Source organism: Chitinophaga fulva (genome assembly GCF_012927205.1).
Classification (GTDB): domain Bacteria; phylum Bacteroidota; class Bacteroidia; order Chitinophagales; family Chitinophagaceae; genus Chitinophaga; species Chitinophaga fulva.
Genome location: NZ_JABBGC010000001.1, coordinates 999,019 through 1,022,835, shown reverse-complemented (window position 1 = coordinate 1,022,835; position 23,817 = coordinate 999,019). Strand labels below are relative to the sequence as shown.

The window sequence follows — 23,817 nt, the reverse complement described above, 5'->3', positions numbered from 1 at the left end:
CGATGTATATATTAAATAAAAGGAATACCTTTATAAACAACATTATTATTCATTCTCAGACATAACAGGCAAGGGCACTCTGCAATACCTGATCAACTAAAGACTTTATACATGTACCAGCAATTTATGGATGGACTTTTGCGTGGAGAGATAAAAGCGCTGGCCCGTTGTATTTCTCTGGTGGAAAATGAAGCACCCGGTTACGAAGTCCTGCTGGAGCAACTGCCGGATAACAGTCAGACCAAAGTGGTGGGTATCACCGGTCCTCCCGGTGCTGGTAAAAGTACCCTGGTCAATGCACTCATCAGCCACCTGCTGGCGTCAGGGAAAAAAGTAGCCATCATTGCTGTAGATCCTTCTTCCCCATTCAATTTCGGCGCCTTGCTGGGCGACAGGATCCGGATGGCGCAGCATTTCGGAGACCCTAACGTATATATCCGTTCCATGGCCAGCCGCGGTGCACTGGGTGGTCTTAGCCCGAAAATCATTGAAGTCAGTGACCTGATAAAAGCAGCCGGCTTCGATTACCTCTTCATAGAAACCGTAGGGGTAGGCCAGAGCGAAGTGGAAATTGCCGGCATTGCCGATACCACCATTGTGGTAGTAGTGCCGGAAGCAGGAGATGAAATCCAGACCATGAAAGCCGGCCTGATGGAGATCGCAGATATCTTTGTGGTCAACAAGGCGGACCGCGACAATGCGGACAGCTTCGTAAAAAATCTACGCTTGCTGGCTCATAGCAAACAACAGGAACATTGGGAAATCCCTGTTCTCAAATCCATCGCCACCCAACAGGAAGGGATAAACGAAATTACAGCAGCCATTGCGCGGCATCATCAGGCCGTGCAACACCAGCATCAGCGCCATTCGCTACTGCTTGCGGAAAAGGCCTACCAGCTCATACAATACCGCCGCATGCACGATATCAGCAAAAAAACGCTACAGCTGGAAATACAGGCCCAGATTAAGCAACAATCATTTAACCTGTACCGCTACGTATCAGAAAAGGCAGGTCGCTAAATTTTATTATCTTTGTCCGATGCGGACAACCTCTTTCGGCATATCCATCGCTTACGCAGTATTCAACTACGGCCTCTGATCCTGAGGCTGCGGGCTTTTGTTGTCCCACATCTTTCCTCTTACACAAATTTTATTTTTCACGTATAAATCTGGTTATTATGGCTTGGTTACTCCTGCTTATTGGCGGACTATTTGAAGTTGGCTTTACGATTTCACTGAAGTACTCTGAGAATTTTTCAAAGCTATGGCCTTCAGTGAGCTTTTTCATCTGTATTACGCTCAGTTTCTTTTTCCTGAACAAAGCGATCAACAACGGGTTGCCTATTGGGACTTCCTACGCAGTATGGACAGGCATTGGCGCGGCAGGTACCGCTATTGCAGGTATGATCTTTTTTAAAGAGCCAGCGGCTATGTGGCGTATATTCTTCCTGGTGATGTTGATCGGTTCCATTGCAGGCCTGAAGGCCGTTTCCGGAGGCGAGTAATTTTCTGGCAGGGCGCACGTATCAGACGGTGCGCCTTGTTTTTATCAACGGCCACGATACGAGGACAGCGATGATGACCGCTCCCGTTACCGGCAGCGCTGCCGGGAGATAATGTGTCAATTCCAGCATCAGTACAATAGCTGTCAGCCAGGCCCTTGTAACGCCTGCAAACAAAGCGCCCATACCTATCAAGGCAGCCATTACCGGGTCGATCACCACACCCGGGCATATTCCCAGCGCCACTACCGCCCATAACATTCCTATAGCGCCTCCCATGATCAGCAGGGGAGTGATAGTGGTCCCTGTATTATTCCCTCCAGTGAAAAAAAGCCAAGCTATCAGTTTCACCACACCCACCACAAACAACAGTTGTAAAGTAACATGTGCCTTCAGCAGGTCACTGCCATAGGCTTCGCCGTTGCCCAGGCTTTCCGGCGCCAGATAACCCAGTACGCCCACGGGAACAGCCGCCAGCAGCAGCCACCATGGACTATGCCGCCGAAGCCGTTCTCCCAGCCGGGCAAGGCCGCGTGAAGACCGGATAATACCTACCGACATCAACCCGATGATCAATCCCAGCACCAGGTACGCCAGGAAGGCGGGAGTATTCAGTTCCGGGCCGGGCTTCATGGCAAAAAAAGGCTGCATGTCATGGAAGCAATAATGAGCAAGGCCGCCTACAAGGATAGCTGTCAGTACAGGCAGCAAGGTAAGCAATGACCAGCTGCTGAGCCATAACTCCAGCGCCAGCAGCAGGGCCGATACCGGTGCACCAAAATACCAGGCTACGGCTGCAGCAGCCCCGGCTACCAGCAGGAGATGCGCTTCCGGACCGGAAATACGCAGCCGCCGCTGGCCTTGTATGGCGGCAGCGCCGGCAATCAGCATCACAGGCCCTTCCACACCCAGTGGGGCACCGGTACCAATGTTAACCACCTGTGCCGGCAGTTGCAGGGCCGGATTACGGCTCCGGCGCAACAAGAGCAATGACAAACAGGCCCCCGCTACCGGAATGAGCAGCAACCACATGCCCGCTTCACTTTCTGCCAGCAGGCGTGTTCCTGCTGTCAGTTCCCCGAAAAAGGCGAGGTTAGCAATAAGCCGGATGAGCCATGATAGCGCCATTCCCGCGCCTACCGTGAGTATTCCCGCCCCGGCGCCCAGCGCCTGGAGGTAAAAAACGTGTCGCAAATACCCCTCGCGGGAAATTATTTCAAAATTTTCTTTGTCTCCGGATAGTACAGAGTGGATACCAAGACCGTTTTTATATAAGCGTGTTAGAATGTTTTTCATTACGGTAGTTCAAATACCTGGTTAACAGGCAATCAAAACTATACAGTTCATCCGAAAATCTCAAATTAATTCAAACCCATATATCTGCGCAAGACAGAAAGGGTACCGCAAATAAAAATGTTGTTGCAATTGCACAATGTTGCAATTGAATAGGATTCCTTACTATATTTGCATGTGACCATTATCTAATTGCAGCAGTTCAAAAACGTATGTAAGATATGATTAACGCAGCTGAGCGGTCATCAATGATTCCCGAACCCCAAAGCACTTCTGTTGATGCACAGGTATTGATTAAGATCAAACGCATGATGCTGTTTACACACGAAGACGAGCAATATCTGACGATGGCAGGAGAGATACTGGCGCCTCATGCAGAAGAGATACTGAACCAATGGTATGAGAATATTGTCAGTAACAATTATCTCGCTCACTACTTCACCAGTAGCGGAGCGCCGGACCTGGATTATCTGAACAGCCTCCGGCCTCATTTCAATGCCTGGATCACAGCCTTGTGTAACCGTCGTGACAGTCACCGGTGGTGGGAATTTGAGGAGCGTATTGCCCGGCAGCTACAGTTAAGAAATGTCCCTCTTGATGATTTGCATCCCCTGTCACCCGTATATCTGCGGTACATGACAACTTTCGTATTTCCGGTCAGTGAAGCCGGCCGTTATTTTATCAACAGTGCAGGATACAGTGGAGCCGAAGCTGCCGCCATGCACCAGGCGTGGTTTAAAGCCGTGAGCCTGAGTGCTTTATTGTGGATTTATCCGGATGGACAGCCGGCACCCTTTTGATATTTTCCCTCACCCCCAAAACTGTATTTATGGAAGTAGCCGTATACAAGGCTTGTGCAAAAAAGAGAACTGGAGGTTTTCTTCACTTTGATATCATCGTTCCCCCGGATACAGCCTTTGCCGCTGTATTGGCCTATGGAAGCGCTTTTTTACAGGGACGCCTACAGGAAAACCTGCCGGTGAGCAGCAGAGACTGCCGGTTTAGCTACACCACAGAAACCGTTCCCCGTTGGGAACTCCAGATATCTGCACAGGGATACTATATTCACGAATCCCAAGGATGTCACTAATATGCTATTTACAAGCAGGCTTTATTATTGTACCTTGCCCCGCTAATTAAGGACAGTAGTAAATATGGGGAAAGTTTCCACATTCAGCCCCGCGCAGCAGGCAGAAAACACACCAAGCAAAATTGTGGTTGCCCTTGAGCGCTTATCAGAGGCTTTCAGGGTGCTCCTTTGGCAGGAGGCCACGCAATATGGGTTGAGTCCCATACAAATTCAGGTACTGACGTTCCTGCTCCATTATCCGGAAGAGCAACGTACAGTGACCTCGTTGGCGTTGTATTTCAACATGACAAAAGCCACCATCAGCGACGCTGTGAAATCGCTGGAACAAAAGAATTATCTGGTAAGAAAGCCGAGCCAAACGGACACCAGGAGCCATTCCCTGCACCTGTTGAAGGAAGGCCGTGCCATCGCCAAAAAGGTGGAGCACTTTGCCACGCCGATGCAGGAGGCCGTAGCAGCCAGTCCTGTAAAAGAACAGGGCATACTGCTCGAACAACTGATGCAGTTGATTTATCAGCTGAACCAGCAGGAGGTGATTACTCACCAGCCTATGTGTTTTAATTGTCAGCATTTTGCTACCAACAAAAGGGGCAATTACTGCAATGAGCTGGGGATCACCCTGAAGCAGGCCAACCTGCGGGTAGACTGTCCGGTATTTGAAGCCAGAGACTAGGCCAACGACTTAGAGCTTGTCCGGTGTGAGTGTTTTGTATGTTTTCGGGAGATGCCAACTATTTTTCCTGCCTTTCAGCAGAACGCTCCTCCGGGAGCCTGTCAGGGTTGTACCCGTGGCAATTGTAAGGTCATTTCATTATCTCCGGCCAGAAACCCCAGTTTTTCGTACAGCAGACGCCCATCTTTGCTGGCATGCAGGCTCAACTTACCCGTGTTACGATCCTTTGCCTCTATTATCAGCCTTTCCATTAAGGCTCTGGCAATCCCTTGCCCACGGTAAGCGGGTAACGTATATACATTGAGGATATAGGCCACCTGGCCATCGAGATTATGATAGAGGGGAGGCTGATTATAGAAAACAATACCTGCGCTGGCCACCACCTGGCCATTATCTTCTGCAAACAGGTTTACAAAATCGCCTTTGGGAAGATGTTCCTGAAGGTAAGCAGTAATCTTTTCCTGCAACAGCACGTCGCGGGAAGTGTCTGCCTGTGGGTACACTTCTTTAAGAAACTGGAGACGCAATGATACCGCTTGTGGAATATCCCGGATATCCGCTTTACGATAGGTGATCATAGTGGCAAACAAAAGGGGTTAAAACATTGCAGCAACTGAGGGGTATCAGGATGCTTCGCGGTTGCTTTTCCACCAGCGGAAAGCCAACAGCCCAATGATCGCCAGTGGTGTAAATGCCAACATGAGAATACCATTGTTCAATCCTTTAGCAGGACCTTCTCCCAACTGCTGTGCTGTTTTGGTACAAAGCGAGCATTGCGCCATCAGCGGAGCACTCATCATTGTCAGCGTTACGGTCAGCAGAAACAAACACAGCTTATTCATATCGGCATAATTTAATCAAACAAAATTAGGTCATCTAACGGAAAAATATCGTCGAAATATATCAATGGTAATATGGAGAAATCATGATATACACAATCACACCGGTTACAGCCACATAGAACCAAATAGGCCAGGTAATACGGGCAATTTTACGGTGGCGCGGAATATCATTCTGGAAGCCGCGCAGCAAGGTAAACAGCACCAGCGGTACAATGATACCAGCCAATACAATGTGCGTGAGCAGCAGGAAATAATATATATAACGGATACCGCCAAGCGTTGCTTTTTCGGCAGCATCTACCACACCATTGTGGTCCACGTCACCGAAACGGGTTTCGGGTGCCAGGGAATGGTAAGTAACGTAAGACAACAGGAAAATAACAGACAGTCCCACCGCAATCAGATTGGTGGTTTTGTGTGCTTTTACATGCTGGTTTTTGATGAAATAAAGACTGGCCACCAGCAATACCGCAGTGGCGGAATTGAGGATCGCATGGAACAGCGGAAGAATTTTAATATCAAAGCCGGGATGGAAATCGGGCTTCGGCAGGAAAAACAGTAAGGCCACCAGCGCAGGAATCACGACAGAAACGATGGCAATAGGTGTGTTTAGATTTTTATTCTTTAGTTCCATAATATGTTCCGGATATGCGAAAGGTGGAAAAAGAAAGGTGAAACCCTTTCTTTTATCCACCTTTCACGAATACTTTATAATTATTAATCAGCTAAAATTCTTGAACAAACCTTTCAGGAATTTCCAGAATCCCGGGCGGTGCCTGTCTTTTTCAAGATACAGGGTGGCGATGTCTGTAGCGCATTGTTTAACGGCATTAGAATCGAGCCCGTTGTAATATCCTCTGATATGTCTGTTTTTATCAATCAGTATCAGCTTTTCCGTGTGAATGAAATCATCCGGTCCGCCGTCACCTTCTGTTACAGAAACGAAGAATTCGTGTCGGGCGAGGTCGTAGATTTCTTTTTTATCACCAGTCAGCAGCCACCAGTTGTCCGGATTTACTTTGTAGTCATATCCGTATTTCCGCAGCCTTTGTACTGAATCTCTGACAGGGTCTACTGAGAAAGAGAGGATCTGAAGCAGCGTATCCGTTTTACCGTAAGCGCTCTGGATCTTTCTCAGGTTTTTAGTCAGGGTAGGGCAGATGGAAGGGCAGGAAGTAAAAAAGAAATCTACCAGGATCACTTTACCTTCCATATCCTTCAGGCTTACCTGTTGGCCCAACTGATTGGTCATTTTAAAATCCCTGATCTGGTGGAAAACGGTGTCATAAGTGGTTTTGCCATCTTTAACAATCGTGTCCACTCTTTCGGGAATGTAATACTTTGGAATAGGTATTACGTTTTTCCCGTAGTGATCTACAATCAGGTAACCAGTCAACGGTACCAATATAGCCAATGCAACTCCTAATATAGCCCTGCGTGAGATGACGCTGAAATTTAAATAGTCAAAAAACTTAGTGGTGTCCGTGTTGACCTTCTGCTGGTGCTTTCACCTTTTCAATGGGTGTACCCGGTTTCAGGTCCCTGTTCAGGTTTTTCCATGAATTACCTTCATAGAGGAAAGCGATAATGAACCAGATGAAGAACAGCAAAGGCAGCATAACAGTGTAGATCAGGTTTTTGATTTCGCTGCCGAGATGCATGAACTCGGAAACGATATAAAAAGCTTTCACTACTGTCAGTCCGATGAACACAGCGTTCAGCAGTACTCTGCTGGGGAAACCTGTTTCCAGGTGTAAAAACGCCAGGCCAACTTCTACCATGGTCACAGCCAGGAGGATCCAGAAAGTTCTCCAGATCTTTTTAGTAGATGAATCATGATGTGCATGTCCTTCTGCGGTATGCGTATGCTCCATTCCTATTGAGATTAAATAAATTCTAAAATGCGATAAATCAAATTACAAACCTTGTATTCATAGCAGCTGACGCGACCCGATTAGAGCAGGTAGAAGCAGGTGAACACGAATACCCAAACCAGATCTACAAAGTGCCAGTAAAGACCTACTTTTTCCACCATTTCGTAGTGACCTCTTTCTTCGTAAGTACCTTTCAGTACGTTAGCGAGGATGATGATATTCAGTATAACGCCGGAAGTTACGTGCAAGCCGTGGAAACCGGTGATGGTAAAGAAGAAGTTAGTGAAGTTGGTAGAAGCCAGTGTACCATCAACGTTGTGGAAAGGGTTGCGGCCCCACCATGCACCTTCGTGGTACAGGTGTGTCCATTCCCAGGCCTGACAGGCCAGGAAGCAGGCGCCACCGATGACAGTCCAGGTCAGCCATTTGGCAACAGCTTTTTTATCTCTCATGTGACCGGCATGAACGGCCAGTACCATGGTTACAGAGCTCATGATCAGGATAAAGGTCATCAAGCTCACGAATACCAGCGGTAAGTTGGCATGTCCCATACCTGGGAAAGAGCGGAAAACCTCGTTCGGATCAGGCCAGGAAGTGCTGGAGAAGCGAATAGTTCCGTAAGAAATCAGTAATGCTCCGAAGGTGAAGGCATCTGATACCAGGAAGTACCACATCATCAACTTGCCATAGCTCACATTAAAGGGAGAGTATCCTCCGTCCCACCATTTTTTCTTCGCTGTAACTGCTGTGTCCATTGTTAGTTTTATAAAATTTTACAAAGTTTATCTCGCGATACTTAAAAAGATCAACAGGTAGATCCACAGCACATCCACAAAATGCCAGTAGGTAGCGGCTACTTCGATGGGTACTGAGGAGTAGGTACGAATGCGGGTCCGGTAGGCCCTGGCAAACATAATGAGCAGTGCTACCACACCACCCAATACGTGCAACATGTGCACGCCTACGATAACATAAATAAAGGAAGCGGAAACAGGCCCGTTGAGGGGAAGCCCGCTATTTTTCAATTGTGAAAAGCCGATCCATTGGCAAGCAGCGAAAATTACGCCCAGTACGGCCGTAAGGGTGATCAGCTGCTTATAACGCTGCATATTTCTTTCCCTGAACTGTTTCAGTGCCAGGTGGATAGTCAGGCTGCTGAGTAAAATTACAGCAGTAGACAGCCAGAAAATATGTGGCAGTTCAAATGCCAACCAGTTAGCCTGCGATCTCTTCACAACGTATGCACTCGTAAATCCGATGAACATCATGGTAATGCTACCCATTGCTATCCATAGGGAATACTTGTGCGGATGAATTTTTTTACGTTGTATGCTCATTGTATGCATCACTCCTTCTATTTCTTTTAGGCCTTGTCCAGCAGCTGTGCCAGCTGAACAATGGTCAGGTAAATGTATGAACCAAACATCAGTTTACGTGCTGCCGGAACATCATTCTTTCTGTACAGGTTAATCGCGCGGTACAGGAAAAACACACCTGCGAGAATGGCCACGATAGCGGAAATACCGCCTGTGATTTTGAGCAGGTAGGGTGTTACACCAGCAGGAATCAGTAACAGGGTATACATAACTGCCTGCAATGCGGTGAACTTGTTAGGTTCGCCATTGGCTGGCAGCAGTTTAAATCCTGCACGGGTATAGTCTTTATGCGCAATCCAGGCAATAGCCCAAAAATGCGGGAACTGCCACAGGAACTGGATAGCAAACAGTGACCAACCACCTTCGGAGAGGTTGTTGGCGCCTGCAGCCCAGCCAATGAGCAGCGGCATGGCACCCGGAATACCCCCTATCAATACAGCCAGGGAGTTCCATTTTTTCCAGGGTGTATACACGAAACCGTACATCACCAGGGAGAAAAGGCTCAGGGCAGCACTCAGCCAGTTAAAGCAATAGCCCATGATCAGGAAACCCGCTACACCGGTTACCGCAGCTACGATGATCGCTTCCGTTTCGCTCATCCTGCCGGAGGGCAGGGGGCGGGTGGCGGTGCGGGCCATCAGCTTATCGGTATTTTTTTCCCATATCTGGTTAATGGTATTGGCTGATCCGGAAACCAGCAAACCACCGGCAAATAACAAAAGAACTTTGATCATGTCAAACTCCACACCCGGCACCAGCAGATAAGCTACCACAGATGAAAATACCACCATGAAGGTGAGATTAAACTTCATTAGCTGAGAATAATCCTTCACCTTACTCGCTACTGCATACGATGACGACAATTTTATGGAGTTTTCTTGCAACATTTTATTTCTATCCACATCCCGGGTTTTAAGTCCGGAACAAATTTACAAACATCACGGTGAACAAGATTCCGGAAAGCAGTTTATTTCTGCGCTCCGGAATCTCATTTTATAAATTAGTGAGCTGACTCGTTAGGACCAATTGGTTCTGTCTGCGGGATGAAGTCTCTTCCATCCTTGCTGTAGTCATAAGCCCAGCGGTGAACTTCAGGAATTTCACCAGGCCAGTTGCCGTGACCCGGGTTGATCGGCGTAGTCCATTCCAGGGAGGTAGCTTTCCAAGGGTTCTGTTCGGTCAGTTTTCTTCCTTTGAAGATGCTGTAGAAGAAGTTGAACACAAACAGCAGTTGTGTAGCGAACACCAGGATTACCACGATGCTGATAAACTGGTTCAGGCCACCGAACTGATTGAAGGAAGTCCAGCTGGAGTAGTCGAAATACCTTCTTGGCATACCTGCCATACCTTCGTAGTGCATAGGCCAGAAGATCAGGTAAGCACCGATCAGGGTTACCCAGAAGTGAATATAGCCAATGGTATTGTTCATAAAGCGGCCATACATTTTCGGGAACCAGTGATAGATACCGGCAAACATACCGAAGAATGCAGACACACCCATTACGATATGGAAGTGTGCGATTACAAAGTAGGTATCATGCAGGTGAATATCGATAGAGGAGTTACCCAGCCAGATACCGGTCAGACCACCAGAGATAAAGGTGCTCACGAAACCGATAGAGAACAGGGATGCCGGCGTAAAGCGGATGTTACCTTTCCAGATGGTGGTGAGCCAGTTAAATACCTTGATGGCAGATGGCACCGCGATGAGGAGGGTGAGGAGTACGAAGAAAGCGCCGAGGAATGGGTTCAGACCAGTAACGAACATGTGGTGAGCCCAAACCAGGAAGGCCAGGATACAGATAGCGAACAGGGAACCGATCATGGCGAGGTAGCCGAAGATAGGTTTACGGGAGCTAACTGCCAGTACTTCAGACACCATACCCATGGCAGGGAGAATGATGATATATACTTCAGGGTGACCCAGGAACCAGAACAAGTGCTGGTAGAGGATGGCGCTACCACCTTCGTTAGCCAGGGCTTTACCTGCGATGAAGATATCAGAGAGATAGAAGCTGGTACCAGCGTGACGGTCCATCAGCAGGAGGATGAAGCCGGACAGCAGTACAGGGAAAGACAGTACGCCCAGTACAGCGGTAAAGAAGAATGACCAGATGGTTAAAGGCATTTTGGTCATGCTCATACCTTTGGTACGCATGTTCAACAGGGTAGAGATGTAGTTCAGACCACCCAGCAGCTGAGAAACAACAAACAGCGCCATGGAGATCAGCCACAGGTCCACACCTATTTTAGAACCGATGGAAGCGTCTCCCAGTGCACTCAATGGAGGGTACATGGTCCAACCGCCGGAAGCCGGTCCTGTCTGAACGAACAAGGAAGCCATCATAACGAGGCTGGCCAGGAAGAAGAACCAGTAGCTCAGGCAGTTCATGAAAGGAGAAGCCATATCGCGGGCACCTACCTGCAGCGGAATGAGCAGGTTAGAGAAGGTACCACTCAAACCAGCGGTCAATACAAAGAATACGAGGATAGTACCGTGCATTGTTACCAATGCATAGTAAGCTTCGGGAGTGATACGGCCACCTTTAGCCCAGTGACCCAGAATGCTTTCCAGCCAAGGGAAAGTAGCATCGGGAAAACCCAGTTGCAAACGGAACACCACAGAAAAGAAAGCACCGATGATAGCCCAAATAATACCGGTGATCAGGAATTGTTTGGCAATCATTTTATGATCAAGGCTGAATACATATTTCGAAATGAAACTGTCTTCATGATGGTGATCATGATCATGATGATCATGCGCGCCGTGCATTACCTCCTGTTGACTGTGCAATGTTGCTTCGTTACTCATAATCGGTTCTGTTTATTAATAAACCAACGCCCGGGAAGTATCGCGTTTGTTAGTTTGTCTTTTATTATTGGTTAAGTACTGCGTCAAAAAATTCTTCTACACAAAATTACGGCTTACCGATATTCGCTGCCACTGTTTTTTGTGTGCTGTCGGCCTTTGGCGCTTCAGCAGGAGCCGGGTGAGCCAAGGCGTACTGCAGCGGTTGTTTGGCAACCCAGGCATCATATTCAGCCTGAGTTTCAACAATAATCACGCCTCTCATAGAGTAGTGACCGGAACCACACATCTGATCGCAGGATATTTCGAAGGTGAAATCCGGGTTACCGGTTTTTTCCTTCATTTGTTTGGTAGTGAACTTAGGCGTGAACCACAGGGTGGTAGGGATACCGGGTACAGCGTCCATTTTCATACGGAACTGAGGTAAACCAACGTCGTGAATAACATCACGGGAACCGATTACGAATTTTACGGGTTTACCTACTACCAGGTGAACTTCAGTTGCCATGAAGTCATCTTTGCCCAGTTGATCTTCCCAATCCATACCCAGCGGGTTGCTCGCAGCTTCGTCGATTTTCTTGAAATCGCGGCGGCCGAGCGCACCATCTTTACCCGGGTAGCGGATGAGCCAGTTAAATTGTTTACCTGTGATTTCAACGATGGCTGCATCTTTCGGAGCATCGGAAGTCAGCTGGAACCAGTGTTTCAGACCAAAAGCCACCAGAACGGTCAATGCGATGGCCGGGATAACGGTCCAGATCACTTCCAGTCTGTTGTTATGCGGAAAATAAAATGCTTTGCGGCCTTCTTTTTCCTGGTATTTAAATGCGAACCAAAACAAGAGGATCTGGGTACCAACGAACACAACACCAGTAATGGCGAGGGTTACGTAGATGAGGGTATCCACACCTTCACCCTGCACAGAAGCAGATTCGCCCAGGATCTTGCCTTTCAGCAGGTTATTACAATAATACACGCCGATGAGCCCCAGCACCAGGAATGCTATCAGCAGAAAGCCATTGATACGGTTGCTTTGCTGGCGTGCTTTCTTTTCTCCCTTCAATATGGACACATATTCGCTCGCCTTCGCAATCTGGAAGATGACTATGAATATGAGAACAATAACTAAGACTGCTAAAAATCCTGACATTGCTATATGAAATAATTAAGTTATCTAATGCTTTTCTATTGCTAAATCTTCGTTATCACCATATTAGGTGTGGTGAACAATACTTTCCTTCAGGTAAGGATGATTTTTTGGTACCAGCGGAGCTTTGGTCAGCGCATTGGCAACCAGGAAAATGATCAAACCAACGAAGCCAACGCCGAGACCCAGTTCATACCATGGGAATACCAGGTGTTTGTAGGTACCAGGACCCACCATCTGCCAGAAATCGAGCCAGTGGCCAGCAATTACTACAACGGCGATGAAGGCTACGGAAGTATAGTTACGTTTGGTGTCTCTCTTCATGAGGAACAACAACGGCGTAATAAAGTTGATCAGGAGGTTCAGGAAGAAGATAGGTCTCCATTCGCCCCATACACGTGGCTGGAAGTATTCAGTTTCTTCCGGCATGTTAGCGTACCAGATCAGCATGTACTGGGAGAACCAGAGGTAAGTCCAGAAGATGCTGAAAGCAAAGATAAATTTACCCAGATCATGCAGGTGCTCTTCATTTACATAAGTCAGGTAACCGTGTTTTTTCAGGTAGATCACGAACAGCGCGATCAGGGACAGGCCTGATACCCAGCTGCTGGCGAAAGTGTACCAGGAATACATGGTAGAGAACCAGTGAGCATCGATGCTCATCAACCATACCCAGGGAGTAGTAGAGCCTACGCTCAGGGCGTAAATAACAATGAATCCTCCGCACCAAACAGTGCTTCTCCAGAGGAGCTTGCGGCCGGTTTCAGGTTTCAGGTCCCAACCATCTTCTTCGATGGACATGTTGCGGAGTTTCAGGGTGAAGAAAATCCACAGGCCCAGTGTGAGGACGGTAGCAGTAGTGTAGAATCCTTTGTTCAGGAAAGCGGATTTCCAGGTGAGGATTTTGTCTTCTGCTACGTGGTGAGCGTTTACCCAGTGGTAGATGTGTTCTTTACCACCGAAAACGATGATCATTACAATGATAAACAGAATAGCTGCCAAAGCTGGAACCGCCATGGAGATAGCTTCAGGAACACGACGGAAGGCAATCTGCCAACCACCGTGAGCCAGGGTTGTGGCTGCAATAAAAAAGGTGCTGGCCAATGTAATCAGCAAAAAGAAGCTGCTGTTTTGCAACAGACCGGCCCAGAACCGTGTCGCGTTCTCACCTTGAAACGCAATTAATCCGATCAATAAAGTCAGCAAGCCCACGCCCATTAACACGAAGCTGGTCTTTTTTAATCTTGCCGGTACTACAAATTGGTCTTTCATTACTGTATATTAAAATACTTGTTTGAAATTCAGTTTTAACTCTCTCTAACTTATTTAGCTGTCGCGCTATCCGCTGCCGGAGCAGCTGCGGCTGCAGGCTGTGCTGCGGCACCAGGCTGTTTGCTCTTGATGTAAGCGGCTATCTTCCAGCGCTGTGCTCTGTCGAGCTGGCTGGCGTAGCTACCCATCATGTTATAACCATAGGTCATTACGTGAAACAGGCGGCCTTCGGAATAGCCGGATTTAGCACCCGCTACCAGGTTGGCAGGAGCTGCAGAGTAAGGACCCTCGCCTCCTTTGTACAGCGGACCGTTACCATCCAGTGCAGTACCATGGCAGATACCACAGTAAATATTAAACAAACGTTCACCTTCCTTCAGATCATCTGCGGTGATGGTCAGCGGATTTTTTACCAGATTTGCCTGTGCCGTATCTGCTTCTTTCAGATGGTAAGGCAAAAGTTCACCTCTCTTAACTGTTCCGTCCACTGGCTTCAAACCTGCCAAACGCGCACTGTAAAACTCATACGCACGGGATTCATACATGTCTGGCATATAAATCCTGCCGGGCTTTCTGTTGTGCTCCCCTTTATTACAGGCTGCCAGGAAAGCTCCAGTTGCCAATGCGGCTACAATCAATATGTTAGAAGTCCTTTTCATCAGAAATTATTTATTCTAGCGTTCATTAGTTCTGCTCCCAGTACCTAATGGTTGAACTGTATTTTTTTGCTGTTAATGTTATTAAGCGTTAGCCGGACGAGCATAAATGTCTTCGTCGTTCTTGTCATATCTGCCATACCACCAGCCAGCTTCTGCGCGTTGTTCATTGATGTCATGTGCACCGGCCTCATTGAGGAAGCGTTTGATTTCTTCCGCATTGGATTTTTCGGTGAGCTCAATAACCATCACAAACTTGTCGTCAGTCTGTCTGGGGTGAAAAATATGTTTCTTTACGCCTGGCATTAACTGGCAGAGGTAGCAGAATGTCATCACCATACCAACAGCTGCAAACAGTACGGTCAACTCGAAGGTAATAGGAATGAACGCTGGTAACGGGAAGTGTGGCTTACCACCGATGTTCAGCGGCCAGTCAACATTAAATACCCAGCTCATGAAAGTTAAAGCCGTGGTGGTACCAGTGATACCATATATGAACCCGGCTGTGTGCAGGCTGGTTTCCCTTAAGCCCATTGCATGATCCAGGCCGTGAACAGGAAAAGGAGTGTATACATCGTGCAACTTGTAGCCAGCAGTGCGAACTTTCTTCACTGCCGGAAACAATACTGCCTCATCGTCAAACAAGCCTACAACAAAATTTTTAACAGCCATATATTTAAAAATTCAAATTCCAATTAATTAATTCTGTCAATTCATCTATTAGTGAGCATGTTCGTGGTGAACAGCTTTTGCAAATTGCTCTGCTGATTCTCCTTCGTACACTTCCATTTTCTCTTTGAAGTTTTCACCGGAAGTTTTCAGGATAGCCTTGATCTCAGCCACTGCAATTACCGGGAAGTATTTAGCAAACAGGAAGTAGCAGGTGAAGAACAGACCGAAAGTACCCATGTAGAAACCAACTTCTGGCCAGGATGGACGATAGTAAGACCAGCTGGATGGCAGATAGTCACGGTACAGGGAAGTACAGATGATCACGAAACGTTCGAACCACATACCAATGTTTACGATGATGGACATGACGAAAGTTACCATCACGTTTCTTCTCATTTTACGGAACCAGAACACCTGCGGAGTGATTACGTTACAGGTCATCATGATCCAGTAAGACCAACCCAGCGGACCGGCAGCACGATATTTGAAGAAGGTAGCGAATTCGTAAGGGTTAGCACCGTACCATGCCATGAAGAGCTCAGTCAGGTAAGCGCAACCTACTACGGAACCAGTCAGTACAATTACCTTATTCATGGCTTCCATGTGGCCCAGGGTAATGTACTCTTCCAGGTGTAATATTTTACGGGTGATGATCAGCAGGGTTTGTACCATCGCGAAACCGGAGAAGATCGCACCCGCCACGAAGTAAGGAGGGAAGATGGTAGTATGCCAACCAGGAATTACAGAGGTAGCAAAGTCAAAAGATACGATGGTGTGTACAGAGAGTACCAGCGGTGTAGATAAACCTGCCAGTACCAGTGACAGCGCCTCGTGACGTTGCCAGTGTTTGGTAGAACCTGTCCAGCCGAAAGCAGCTACACCATATAACAGCTTACGCAGTTTGGTTTTAGCTCTGTCGCGGATGGTAGCGAAGTCCGGAATCAGACCGGAGTACCAGAACAACAGTGATACGGTGAAGTAAGTGGAGATCGCGAATACGTCCCACAGCAGCGGAGAGTTAAAGTTAACCCATACCGGACCACGGGTGTTAGGATAAGGCAGGATAAAGAATGCCATCCATACACGGCCCATGTGGATAATCGGGAACTGGCCGGCGCACATTACCGCGAAGATGGTCATCGCTTCTGCCGCACGGTTCACCCCTGTACGCCATCCCTGGCGGAACAGCAGGAGGATCGCAGAAATCAGGGTACCGGCGTGACCGATACCTACCCACCATACGAAGTTGGTAATGTCCCAACCCCAGCCGATGGTTTTGTTCAGATTCCAAACACCCACACCGAAATAAATTTGCCAAAACACTGAAAATGCGCCGAAGCCCAACAGTGACAGTGAAATTAAAAAGCCTACATACCACAATTTACCAGGCTTCCCTTCAATGGGACTAATGATATCTTCCGTTACCTGGTGATAATCCTTAACCCCGTCAACTAAAGGTTCTCTCAGTGTGGATTCGTATTTTAAACTCATATTCTATAAGCTTTTAGCTGCTAGCTTCTAGCTACTAGCCCTTGTCTTTTGTTATGATCTCAGATTCTGTAACTTCTTTTGTTATTTTTCTCCTTTAACGTTACCTGTTAAAAGATCTTACGCGTGATGCGCTTCTTCCTTGTGAGCAGATTCTTTCTCTGCTTTTTTAGGAGCGGCATCTTTGTTTCTGATCTTAGCCAGGTAGTTGATAGAAGGCAGTACGTGTGTTTCTTCCAGCACGTAGTACATTCTCTCAGTTTGCTCTTCGTTACGGATCTTATAGATTTCGCTGTTTTTGTCGTTGACGTTACCGAACACGATCGCATCAGCGCCACAAGCCTGTTGGCAAGCTGTTTTAGCAGCACCATCTTTCATCGGATGGCCAGCTTTTTTAGCTTCCAGTTTAGCTTCCTGTAAACGTTGTACGCAGAAAGAGCATTTTTCCATCACACCACGGCTACGAACCACTACATCTGGGTTCAGTACCATGCGGGTGAGGTTATCGTTCATATCTGCTACGTCGTACAGGTTGTTTTCGAAGCTGTCCGCACCGTTCCAGTCTCTCCAGTTGAGGCGACGAACTTTATAAGGACAGTTGTTAGCGCAGTAACGGGTACCGATGCAACGGTTGTAAGCCATCTGGTTAATACCTTCAGAGCTGTGGTTGGTAGCACCTACCGGACAAACGTTTTCGCAAGGAGCGTTATCGCAGTGTTGGCACAGCATCGGCTGGAACACTACTTCCGGATTGTTTTCATCTCCGCTGAAGTAACGGTCGATGCGGATCCAGTGCATTTCATGCGCTTTCGCCACTTCGTCTTTACCTACTACGGAAACGTTGTTTTCCGCCTGGCAGGCAATGGTACAAGCACCGCAACCGAAACAAGTGTTCAGGTCGATAGACATGCCCCATTTGATACCAGGATAAGGATGAGAAGAATACAGGGTAGCATCGCTGCGGAAGTCTTTACCGAATTTCTTCAGCTCTTCCCTGTCTTCGTTTACTTCTTTAGGATTGTGCTTGAACTCTTCGAGGGTCGTTTCTTTAACGATAGGACGGCCTTCGTAGCTATTGTGCGTTTGTGTTAAAGCAACAGGGTATTTTTTACCGGTAGCTTCTACGGAAGCATCAACAGCGAAGTAATCGAAAGTCTGACCGTTGTAGCTTACCAGCGGATAAGCGTTCTGGCCTACTTCAGCAGCAGCGCGGCCAACGTTTTTACCACGGCCATAACCTACCGCGATAGCGATCACTTCAGGGTGCATACCCGGGATGATCAGCATCGGCAGTACGATTTCTTTGCCGTTGGCTTTTATTTTCAGTTCTTTCTTTTCAACGTTGATTTCGTAATCGTCACCCAGCTCAGCGGAGAAAGTTTTAGCGAGGGTGTTGGAGATACAAGCGTAGTTGTCCCAGGTAGCGCGGGTGATCGGGTCAGGCATTTCCTGCAACCATGGGTTGTTGGATTGTCTACCGTTACCGATGGCCACTTTTTCGTACAGTACCAGTTCGTATTTACCACCTTTTTTCGCGCTGCTGATTTTAGCGGCGGCACCGGCGATATCACCAGCGAAGGAGGCGCCACCCAGAGCCGGAGCTGTGGCTGGTTCTACCACACCGTCCTGCAGGGCTTTGTCCCATGCTTCCTGGCTGCCCAGTTTGCTGATCCATTCAGCTTTCAGGTAGTCAGCCCAGGTAGTGGTGTTGCCTGTCCATGCCAGCAGGGAGTCCTGCGCAGCACGTGTTTTGAAGAGCGGGGAGATGGTAGGCTGTGCGAAGCTATAGTAGCCTGGTTTGCCCTGAGCATCGTTCCAGTTTTCCAGGAAGTGGTGATCAGGAGCGGCATATTTACACAGTTCAGTCGTTTCGTCGAGGCGGTCGTTGAAGGAAATGGAAGTTTTCACTTTCTTCAGGCCTTCGCTGAACTTAGCTGCGTCGAAGTAGTCGTAAGCGGGGTTAGCGCCGTATACCAGTACAGCACCGATGCTGCCGGCATTCATATCGCCTACCAGTTTAGCCATATCAGCGTCGATACCCTGACGGTAACCGGAAGGGTTAGCCCAGTCGATAGTAGTACCGTTAGCGCCTACGATGTTGTTGATGGCGTTTACGATCAGCTGAACGTTCACGTCGTTGGAGCCACTTACCACCAGTGCTTTACCAGCGCTGGCTTTCAGTTCATTGGCAGCCTTCTTAACGCCTGCTTCCACTTTAGCGTCCAGTTTGGGAGCGCTAACGCTGCCACCTACGGCGGCCAGCAGGGCCAGTGCTACAGCACCAGCTTCAGAAGGTTTGTGTGTATATCTTTCGTCCGCGTTTGCACCGGTGAGGCTCATGTTGCTTTCAAACTGGAACAGTTTGGACATTTCCGGTTTTTTAGCACTTACCTTACGGGTTTGGGCAAACTGACGGGCGTATTCAACCGGGTTGAGCCAGGTACCGATGAAGTCGGCGCCAAGGCTAACGATGGTTTTAGCATTTTCGAAGTGGTAGGAAGGAATGGTCCTTTTACCGTAGGCAGCCTCGTTCGCGAGCAGCATACCGGAGTAAGACACCGGATCGTATACTACGTGGCGGGAGTTTGGATACTTAGCCAGGAAAGCATCGATTACTTTCTTGGTAGTAGGGCTGAGGATGGAAGTGCTTAACAAAACTGCAGGAGCACCGCCCAGGCCGGCCAGTGCAGCGCCTACTTGTTTGTCCAGCTCTGTCCAGGTTGTTTCAGTACCGCCGATAGTCGGGAAACGCAGACGGGCTACGTCGTACAGGCTCAGTACAGCGCCTTGTACTTTAGCGGAGGTAGAACCACCTGTGATGGAAGACAGGGTGTTACCTTCTATTTTGATGGGACGACCTTCGCGGGTTTTAACCACAACCGGTACGTATTCACCATCGATGGCGTAAGCAGAAGCATAATAATTGGCTACGCCCGGAGTGATCTCTTCCGGTTTGTTCACGTAGGGGATAGCCTTATGAACGGGAGTTTCGCAGCTGGCTGCGATAGTAGCAGCAGCAGTGGTAAAACCGAGGTATTTCAGAAAGTCCCTGCGGGGGGTAGTAGCATTCAACAGGCCTTCACTCTCAAACGGCAATTCTTCTCTGAATTCGTTCTTCACAATTTCCTGATGCGCTTCGGTATTGTGCAACTCCTCCAAGCCTTTCCAATACTTTTTTTGCTCCATGTTATATTAACGAGTTACGTTTATAAATTTTGATATCTTCTGAAACACGTCATGATTTTCTGTAAGCAGAAAATCATGATGCGTTAAATCCTTTCTAGTAGTGACATTTTTGACATTCAGTACCACCTACCATTTCAACAGTCACACTATCGATCTTCTTATCTTTAATATCCTGATGAAGTTTCTCGAAGATGCTGTAGTAGTTGTTGTCAGCGAACTGCACTTTGGTAGTACGGTGGCAGTTGATACACCAGCCCATAGAGAGGTCGGCGAACTGATGTACTTCATCCATTTCGGTGATGTTGCCGTGGCAGGTCTGACATTGTTGTTTACCGGCCACTGTGTGTTGGGAGTGGTTAAAGTAAACGTGGTCAGGCAGGTTGTGGATCTTAGTCCATTCGATAGGACGACCTGGTTTGGTATACTTACCTTTTTCAGCGTCCCAGCCTACGTAATCGTATAATTTTGCGATTTCTGCAGTACCGTCTACTTTTTTGCCTTCAGCAGTAAACAGCTCAGGGCCGGAGTACTCTTTAATGGCTTTGTGACAGTTCATACAGATGTTCTCGGAAGGAATCATGGCGTGCTTGCTCTTCTCAGCACCGGCGTGGCAATACAGACAGTTGATCTGGTTGATACCGGCGTGCACTTTGTGGCTGTAGAAGATCGGCTGCTCAGGCATGTAGTCTTTCTGACGACCCAGCCCTATAGCTCCCTGGATGGTGAAGTAACCGCCTACCATGAAGAGCACCAGGATAGCCAGTGCGATGTAGGCTTTGTTTTTGTAGAAGGGGATCGGCTCTGGAGTAGGCTGACCTTCTTTATCACCAGCAAGTTTGTTCAGGTTGCTGTTGATCTGCATCAGGATCAGGGCTACTACAGCCAGGATCAGGGTGATGATACCAAAAAGAAGGCTGTTGTCGCTGCCTTGCTCTTTAGCACCGGCAGTAGCAGTACCACCTTCCGGTTTAGCACCACCTACAGGTTTAGCCTCTTCAACTTTAATGAACGCCAGGATGTCGTCAATGTCTTCATTGCTTAACGCAGGGAAGGCCGTCATCGCGGTTTTGTTGTACTCATTAAAGAGGTCGTTGGCGTACTTGTCGCCAGACGCCAATACGGAAGCGGAGTTGTGGATCCACTGGTGCAATAATTTCTTATCGGACCAGCGACCTTCTACACCCGCCAGTGCAGGACCTGTCAGCTTCTTATGGACATTGTGACATGAAGCGCAGTTTTGTTGGAAGATTTGCTTACCCTTGGCAGGATCCGCTGCTTTTACGGCAGAAAACGGAATTACTATACTAGCGCATAGAATAAGCACACTCACAAAATGCTTGCGCAAAAGAATGGAAACACGACGATACACAGCCTATATAGTTTAGATTTGACCTAAAGTTTCTTAAAAGTGCCAGCAAAAATAAGACACAATGTTGACAATTTACCAACAATTCTAAAAATTATTTGCCTTAAGAAATGCTTCATTTTCGCTTCCCGAACTGTAACTTTTCCGATGTAATCCTTTGTGCTGGCTAATTCAGGAGTTATGCCCCTCCGGACCTTTCAAAACTTATTATTTTGATTGAAAGTTCAATCCCCTTTTGCTGACAGACCTATAAGTAGTAGGGCAGGCGTTTTCAGCGGGATATAATATTAATATATGCAGATCAAAACTTCATAGCGGCCCCCTATATCCTTGCCACATAATATATTATATTACCTCTGCCACCTGAATTTACGGTAAGTATCTTATTTTTACCATAAATAACCTGCCACCGGACCAGAATGTTCAATCTGTCTGTAAAATAATAGTCCCATGCGTAAACTCATTTGCTTAACGACCCTGTTTGCCGCCCTGATGGCCTGCAACAATAATCAAACCTCCCAAACTACCACCGACAGCACCGCTGCCGGCAAACAAACCCCAGCTGCCATCACCACCCATATCACCGGCACCTATCAGGGTACGCTCCCTTGTGCTGACTGCCCGGGGATGGACTATCAGATCAGCCTCTTTGACGACCATACCTTCACCGAACTGGTATCATACCAGGGAAGGGGACAGGGAATCGCCTTCACAGAGAAGGGTACCTGGCAGCAGATCAACGATTCCATCGTCAGCATCAAGAAAAAAACCGATAGCAGCTCTTTCCTCGCTTCCGACAGCAAACTGCTCGTACTCGATAAACAAGGCAAACGTATTGAAGGCGCCCTCGCCAGCAACTACGTTCTGAAACCGGTAGAAGGCGGCGACCGCCGCGACCTGCTGGCCCAAAAAGCCGGCGCCGGCATCACCTTCACCGCTACCGGCAACGAACCTTTCTGGAGCCTCGACCTGGAAGCCCGGAAAATCCTGTTCCATACCGCCTCCGGCGACAGCGTGGTGGCGCCCCTCCCAGCACCCAGGCCCAATACAGACACCCTGAAGGTGTATACCACCCCGCAGCTTACTGTCACTATCCGTAACACCATGTGTACCGACGACATGAGCGGCCTCATGCGCCCAAACAGCGTAGAGGTGAAGACAAAAGAACAAACTTATCATGGTTGCGGAGAGTACCTGAAATAACTCCCGGCCAAAAAAACGTCTGAAATAGTACCTTTGCGCCTAAAACAGTACTGTTGAAAAATATTGTCATTTTCGCATCGGGTGCAGGAAGCAACGCGCAAAAGATCATCGATCATTTCAGGAATTCGGATAAAGGCAGGGTAGCCATGATTGTATGCAACAAACCCGGAGCAGGGGTGTTGGACATCGCCCAACGGGAAGGCATACCCGCCGTTTTAATTGAAAAAGAGAAATTTTTCCATACGGATACATATGTGCAGCTCCTGAAGGAGCAACGTACAGACCTGATCGTCCTGGCTGGTTTCCTCTGGAAAGTACCGGCCAACCTGGTACAGGCATTTCCTAACCAGATCATCAACATCCACCCGGCGCTGCTCCCCAAGTATGGAGGCAAAGGCATGTATGGGCATTTTGTGCATGAAGCGGTGGTAGCTGCCGGAGAAACAGAAAGCGGCATCACGATTCACTTCGTCAATGAAAAATATGATGATGGAGAACCGATTCTTCAGGAACGTTGCATCGTCACTCCTGAAGACACTCCGGAGACTGTTGCCCGCAAGGTGCAGGCACTGGAGCATCAATGGTTTCCGGTAATTGTGGAACGAATATTGCTAAAATAACAAACGGTGTGCAGCCCCCACCAGTAGCTGCACACCGCCCATCACCCTCACCCTTAGCTACCTACTAACTGTATGAAAAAGACTCTGTTGCTCATCGGAATACTCTCTTTCTCATTTGCCTCCTCCTATGCCCAGGAAGGTGTAAAACGGTTCAGGTCTACCTATCTCAAAATGAATCCCTCTACCCTGATTAATGAACTGGATATCATTCTGGAACAGGACATCTCTGATAAAGTTAGTATAGAACTGGGCATCAGCGGTATCTATACTGACTACCCCGACTATGTGCTGGCTAAAAAGATCGATTTCGGTCAGAAGAAACCGGACATCAGTACTGAACAGTTTGTGGATGGGGCAGGACTGGGATTCAGGGCAGGGCTCCGCTATTATCTGATCACCCGGGAAATAGGTCCCAGCTCCGCAGCCGGCACCTACTTTGAACCGGTACTGATTTACAAAAAAGTGTTCTACTCCAATCAGGATGTAACGCTGAACAACAACACCTACACCAATTCAGCTTCCAAAGATGTATATGCGATACAGTTACTCGTAGGCCGGCAGTTCCGCAGAGAGAAACTGGTGCTCGATCCATACTTCGGCATAGGCCTCAGAGGCAAAGCCTATCACTCCGACAACTACGAGCTGGGCGACAACGGTGTGGTAAACCGCAACAAAGGCACGCTGGTAAGCGTATTGCCCAGCCTGCACCTCGGTATCAAGCTGGGCCTCCGCCTTCGTAAATAAACCA

The 23,817-nt window shown here is 48.0% G+C and carries 25 protein-coding genes; 8 read left to right on the top strand and 17 right to left on the bottom strand.

Annotated elements, in window-relative coordinates:
• Positions 1 to 111 precede the first annotated feature (111 nt).
• Positions 112 to 1,020, top strand: a complete 909-nt coding sequence (gene meaB, locus HHL17_RS04380) for a methylmalonyl Co-A mutase-associated GTPase MeaB (protein WP_169223552.1) — start codon at positions 112 to 114, stop codon at positions 1,018 to 1,020.
• 158 nt (positions 1,021 to 1,178) lie between these two features.
• Positions 1,179 to 1,505 carry a DMT family transporter gene (locus HHL17_RS04375; protein ID WP_169223551.1) on the top strand — a complete coding sequence of 109 codons (327 nt, stop codon included), beginning with the start codon at positions 1,179 to 1,181 and terminating at the stop codon, positions 1,503 to 1,505.
• Between the two features lie 21 nt (positions 1,506 to 1,526).
• On the opposite strand, the gene HHL17_RS04370 is transcribed toward HHL17_RS04375, so the two are convergent.
• Entirely contained in the window at positions 1,527 to 2,696 is a 1,170-nt protein-coding gene (locus tag HHL17_RS04370) for a chloride channel protein (RefSeq protein WP_206155909.1), read from the bottom strand.
• Positions 2,697 to 3,016: 320 nt separating this feature from the next.
• Here HHL17_RS04370 and HHL17_RS04365 point away from each other — a divergent pair, with 320 nt between their 5' ends.
• The 3 genes from HHL17_RS04365 (at position 3,017) to HHL17_RS04355 (ending at position 4,558) form a co-directional block, all read left to right on the top strand.
• A complete protein-coding gene (locus tag HHL17_RS04365; protein WP_169223549.1) occupies positions 3,017 to 3,595 on the top strand; it encodes a protoglobin domain-containing protein in 579 nt (192 codons plus the stop codon).
• 29 nt (positions 3,596 to 3,624) lie between these two features.
• Positions 3,625 to 3,885 (top strand): DUF2024 family protein, encoded by a 261-nt coding sequence (locus tag HHL17_RS04360; RefSeq protein ID WP_169223548.1) that lies wholly within the window; start codon positions 3,625 to 3,627, stop codon positions 3,883 to 3,885.
• Positions 3,886 to 3,949: 64 nt separating this feature from the next.
• Complete coding sequence (locus HHL17_RS04355) at positions 3,950 to 4,558, top strand: MarR family winged helix-turn-helix transcriptional regulator (RefSeq protein WP_169223547.1); 609 nt, start codon at positions 3,950 to 3,952, stop codon at positions 4,556 to 4,558.
• Between the two features lie 101 nt (positions 4,559 to 4,659).
• On the opposite strand, the gene HHL17_RS04350 is transcribed toward HHL17_RS04355, so the two are convergent.
• The 16 genes from HHL17_RS04350 to HHL17_RS04275 form a co-directional block, all read right to left on the bottom strand.
• A complete protein-coding gene (locus HHL17_RS04350; protein WP_169223546.1) occupies positions 4,660 to 5,136 on the bottom strand; it encodes a GNAT family N-acetyltransferase in 477 nt (158 codons plus the stop codon).
• 45 nt (positions 5,137 to 5,181) lie between these two features.
• A complete protein-coding gene (locus tag HHL17_RS04345; RefSeq protein WP_169222778.1) occupies positions 5,182 to 5,400 on the bottom strand; it encodes a hypothetical protein in 219 nt (72 codons plus the stop codon).
• Between the two features lie 61 nt (positions 5,401 to 5,461).
• Positions 5,462 to 6,034 carry a DUF420 domain-containing protein gene (locus HHL17_RS04340; protein ID WP_169223545.1) on the bottom strand — a complete coding sequence of 191 codons (573 nt, stop codon included), beginning with the start codon at positions 6,032 to 6,034 and terminating at the stop codon, positions 5,462 to 5,464.
• An 87-nt stretch (positions 6,035 to 6,121) separates the two neighbouring features.
• Positions 6,122 to 6,814 (bottom strand): SCO family protein, encoded by a 693-nt coding sequence (locus HHL17_RS04335; protein WP_169223544.1) that lies wholly within the window; start codon positions 6,812 to 6,814, stop codon positions 6,122 to 6,124.
• 58 nt (positions 6,815 to 6,872) lie between these two features.
• Entirely contained in the window at positions 6,873 to 7,274 is a 402-nt protein-coding gene (locus tag HHL17_RS04330; protein ID WP_169223543.1) for a cytochrome C oxidase subunit IV family protein, read from the bottom strand.
• Positions 7,275 to 7,354: 80 nt separating this feature from the next.
• Complete coding sequence (locus tag HHL17_RS04325; RefSeq protein WP_169223542.1) at positions 7,355 to 8,029, bottom strand: cytochrome c oxidase subunit 3; 675 nt, start codon at positions 8,027 to 8,029, stop codon at positions 7,355 to 7,357.
• A 27-nt stretch (positions 8,030 to 8,056) separates the two neighbouring features.
• Positions 8,057 to 8,620: a cytochrome c oxidase subunit 3 gene (locus HHL17_RS04320; protein ID WP_169223541.1), complete on the bottom strand. Its 564-nt coding sequence runs from the start codon at positions 8,618 to 8,620 to the stop codon at positions 8,057 to 8,059.
• Between the two features lie 17 nt (positions 8,621 to 8,637).
• Entirely contained in the window at positions 8,638 to 9,537 is a 900-nt protein-coding gene (gene cyoE / locus HHL17_RS04315; RefSeq protein ID WP_169225905.1) for a heme o synthase, read from the bottom strand.
• 113 nt (positions 9,538 to 9,650) lie between these two features.
• The gene (locus HHL17_RS04310) at positions 9,651 to 11,462 is read right to left on the bottom strand and encodes a cytochrome c oxidase subunit I (RefSeq protein ID WP_169223540.1); all 1,812 of its coding nucleotides are present in this window, start codon (positions 11,460 to 11,462) and stop codon (positions 9,651 to 9,653) included.
• 106 nt (positions 11,463 to 11,568) lie between these two features.
• Positions 11,569 to 12,609 carry a cytochrome c oxidase subunit II gene (locus tag HHL17_RS04305; RefSeq protein WP_169223539.1) on the bottom strand — a complete coding sequence of 347 codons (1,041 nt, stop codon included), beginning with the start codon at positions 12,607 to 12,609 and terminating at the stop codon, positions 11,569 to 11,571.
• A 63-nt stretch (positions 12,610 to 12,672) separates the two neighbouring features.
• Positions 12,673 to 13,878 (bottom strand): quinol:cytochrome C oxidoreductase, encoded by a 1,206-nt coding sequence (locus HHL17_RS04300; RefSeq protein ID WP_169223538.1) that lies wholly within the window; start codon positions 13,876 to 13,878, stop codon positions 12,673 to 12,675.
• Positions 13,879 to 13,928: 50 nt separating this feature from the next.
• On the bottom strand, positions 13,929 to 14,537 hold the full coding sequence (locus HHL17_RS04295) for a c-type cytochrome (protein WP_169223537.1): 609 nt from the start codon (positions 14,535 to 14,537) through the stop codon (positions 13,929 to 13,931).
• Positions 14,538 to 14,618: 81 nt separating this feature from the next.
• Positions 14,619 to 15,179 carry a DUF3341 domain-containing protein gene (locus HHL17_RS04290; protein ID WP_240975084.1) on the bottom strand — a complete coding sequence of 187 codons (561 nt, stop codon included), beginning with the start codon at positions 15,177 to 15,179 and terminating at the stop codon, positions 14,619 to 14,621.
• A 75-nt stretch (positions 15,180 to 15,254) separates the two neighbouring features.
• Entirely contained in the window at positions 15,255 to 16,697 is a 1,443-nt protein-coding gene (gene nrfD, locus HHL17_RS04285) for an NrfD/PsrC family molybdoenzyme membrane anchor subunit (RefSeq protein ID WP_168870639.1), read from the bottom strand.
• A gap of 117 nt (positions 16,698 to 16,814) precedes the next feature.
• Complete coding sequence (locus HHL17_RS04280; RefSeq protein WP_169223535.1) at positions 16,815 to 19,880, bottom strand: TAT-variant-translocated molybdopterin oxidoreductase; 3,066 nt, start codon at positions 19,878 to 19,880, stop codon at positions 16,815 to 16,817.
• Between the two features lie 94 nt (positions 19,881 to 19,974).
• Positions 19,975 to 21,204: a c-type cytochrome gene (locus tag HHL17_RS04275; protein ID WP_317166566.1), complete on the bottom strand. Its 1,230-nt coding sequence runs from the start codon at positions 21,202 to 21,204 to the stop codon at positions 19,975 to 19,977.
• Between the two features lie 492 nt (positions 21,205 to 21,696).
• On the opposite strand from HHL17_RS04275, the gene HHL17_RS04270 reads away from it, so the two are divergent.
• From HHL17_RS04270 to HHL17_RS04260, 3 genes are all read left to right on the top strand, one after another.
• The gene (locus tag HHL17_RS04270) at positions 21,697 to 22,449 is read left to right on the top strand and encodes a copper resistance protein NlpE N-terminal domain-containing protein (RefSeq protein ID WP_169223534.1); all 753 of its coding nucleotides are present in this window, start codon (positions 21,697 to 21,699) and stop codon (positions 22,447 to 22,449) included.
• A 53-nt stretch (positions 22,450 to 22,502) separates the two neighbouring features.
• Entirely contained in the window at positions 22,503 to 23,069 is a 567-nt protein-coding gene (gene purN / locus HHL17_RS04265) for a phosphoribosylglycinamide formyltransferase (protein ID WP_169223533.1), read from the top strand.
• A 72-nt stretch (positions 23,070 to 23,141) separates the two neighbouring features.
• The gene (locus tag HHL17_RS04260) at positions 23,142 to 23,813 is read left to right on the top strand and encodes a hypothetical protein (RefSeq protein ID WP_169223532.1); all 672 of its coding nucleotides are present in this window, start codon (positions 23,142 to 23,144) and stop codon (positions 23,811 to 23,813) included.
• The last annotated feature ends 4 nt before the right edge of the window (positions 23,814 to 23,817 follow it).

Excerpts from the sequence above, each read along its gene's own strand:
- meaB (WP_169223552.1), top strand. The coding sequence starts at position 112 with ATGTACCAGCAATTTATGGATGGACTTTTGCGTGGAGAGATAAAAGCG.
- HHL17_RS04375 (WP_169223551.1), top strand. The coding sequence starts at position 1,179 with ATGGCTTGGTTACTCCTGCTTATTGGCGGACTATTTGAAGTTGGCTTT.
- HHL17_RS04365 (WP_169223549.1), top strand. The coding sequence starts at position 3,017 with ATGATTAACGCAGCTGAGCGGTCATCAATGATTCCCGAACCCCAAAGC.
- HHL17_RS04360 (WP_169223548.1), top strand. The coding sequence starts at position 3,625 with ATGGAAGTAGCCGTATACAAGGCTTGTGCAAAAAAGAGAACTGGAGGT.
- HHL17_RS04355 (WP_169223547.1), top strand. The coding sequence starts at position 3,950 with ATGGGGAAAGTTTCCACATTCAGCCCCGCGCAGCAGGCAGAAAACACA.
- HHL17_RS04350 (WP_169223546.1), bottom strand. The coding sequence starts at position 5,136 with ATGATCACCTATCGTAAAGCGGATATCCGGGATATTCCACAAGCGGTA.
- HHL17_RS04345 (WP_169222778.1), bottom strand. The coding sequence starts at position 5,400 with ATGAATAAGCTGTGTTTGTTTCTGCTGACCGTAACGCTGACAATGATG.
- HHL17_RS04340 (WP_169223545.1), bottom strand. The coding sequence starts at position 6,034 with ATGGAACTAAAGAATAAAAATCTAAACACACCTATTGCCATCGTTTCT.
- HHL17_RS04330 (WP_169223543.1), bottom strand. The coding sequence starts at position 7,274 with ATGGAGCATACGCATACCGCAGAAGGACATGCACATCATGATTCATCT.
- HHL17_RS04325 (WP_169223542.1), bottom strand. The coding sequence starts at position 8,029 with ATGGACACAGCAGTTACAGCGAAGAAAAAATGGTGGGACGGAGGATAC.
- HHL17_RS04320 (WP_169223541.1), bottom strand. The coding sequence starts at position 8,620 with ATGCATACAATGAGCATACAACGTAAAAAAATTCATCCGCACAAGTAT.
- cyoE (WP_169225905.1), bottom strand. The coding sequence starts at position 9,537 with ATGTTGCAAGAAAACTCCATAAAATTGTCGTCATCGTATGCAGTAGCG.
- HHL17_RS04310 (WP_169223540.1), bottom strand. The coding sequence starts at position 11,462 with ATGAGTAACGAAGCAACATTGCACAGTCAACAGGAGGTAATGCACGGC.
- HHL17_RS04305 (WP_169223539.1), bottom strand. The coding sequence starts at position 12,609 with ATGTCAGGATTTTTAGCAGTCTTAGTTATTGTTCTCATATTCATAGTC.
- HHL17_RS04300 (WP_169223538.1), bottom strand. The coding sequence starts at position 13,878 with ATGAAAGACCAATTTGTAGTACCGGCAAGATTAAAAAAGACCAGCTTC.
- HHL17_RS04295 (WP_169223537.1), bottom strand. The coding sequence starts at position 14,537 with ATGAAAAGGACTTCTAACATATTGATTGTAGCCGCATTGGCAACTGGA.
- nrfD (WP_168870639.1), bottom strand. The coding sequence starts at position 16,697 with ATGAGTTTAAAATACGAATCCACACTGAGAGAACCTTTAGTTGACGGG.
- HHL17_RS04280 (WP_169223535.1), bottom strand. The coding sequence starts at position 19,880 with ATGGAGCAAAAAAAGTATTGGAAAGGCTTGGAGGAGTTGCACAATACC.
- HHL17_RS04270 (WP_169223534.1), top strand. The coding sequence starts at position 21,697 with ATGCGTAAACTCATTTGCTTAACGACCCTGTTTGCCGCCCTGATGGCC.
- HHL17_RS04260 (WP_169223532.1), top strand. The coding sequence starts at position 23,142 with ATGAAAAAGACTCTGTTGCTCATCGGAATACTCTCTTTCTCATTTGCC.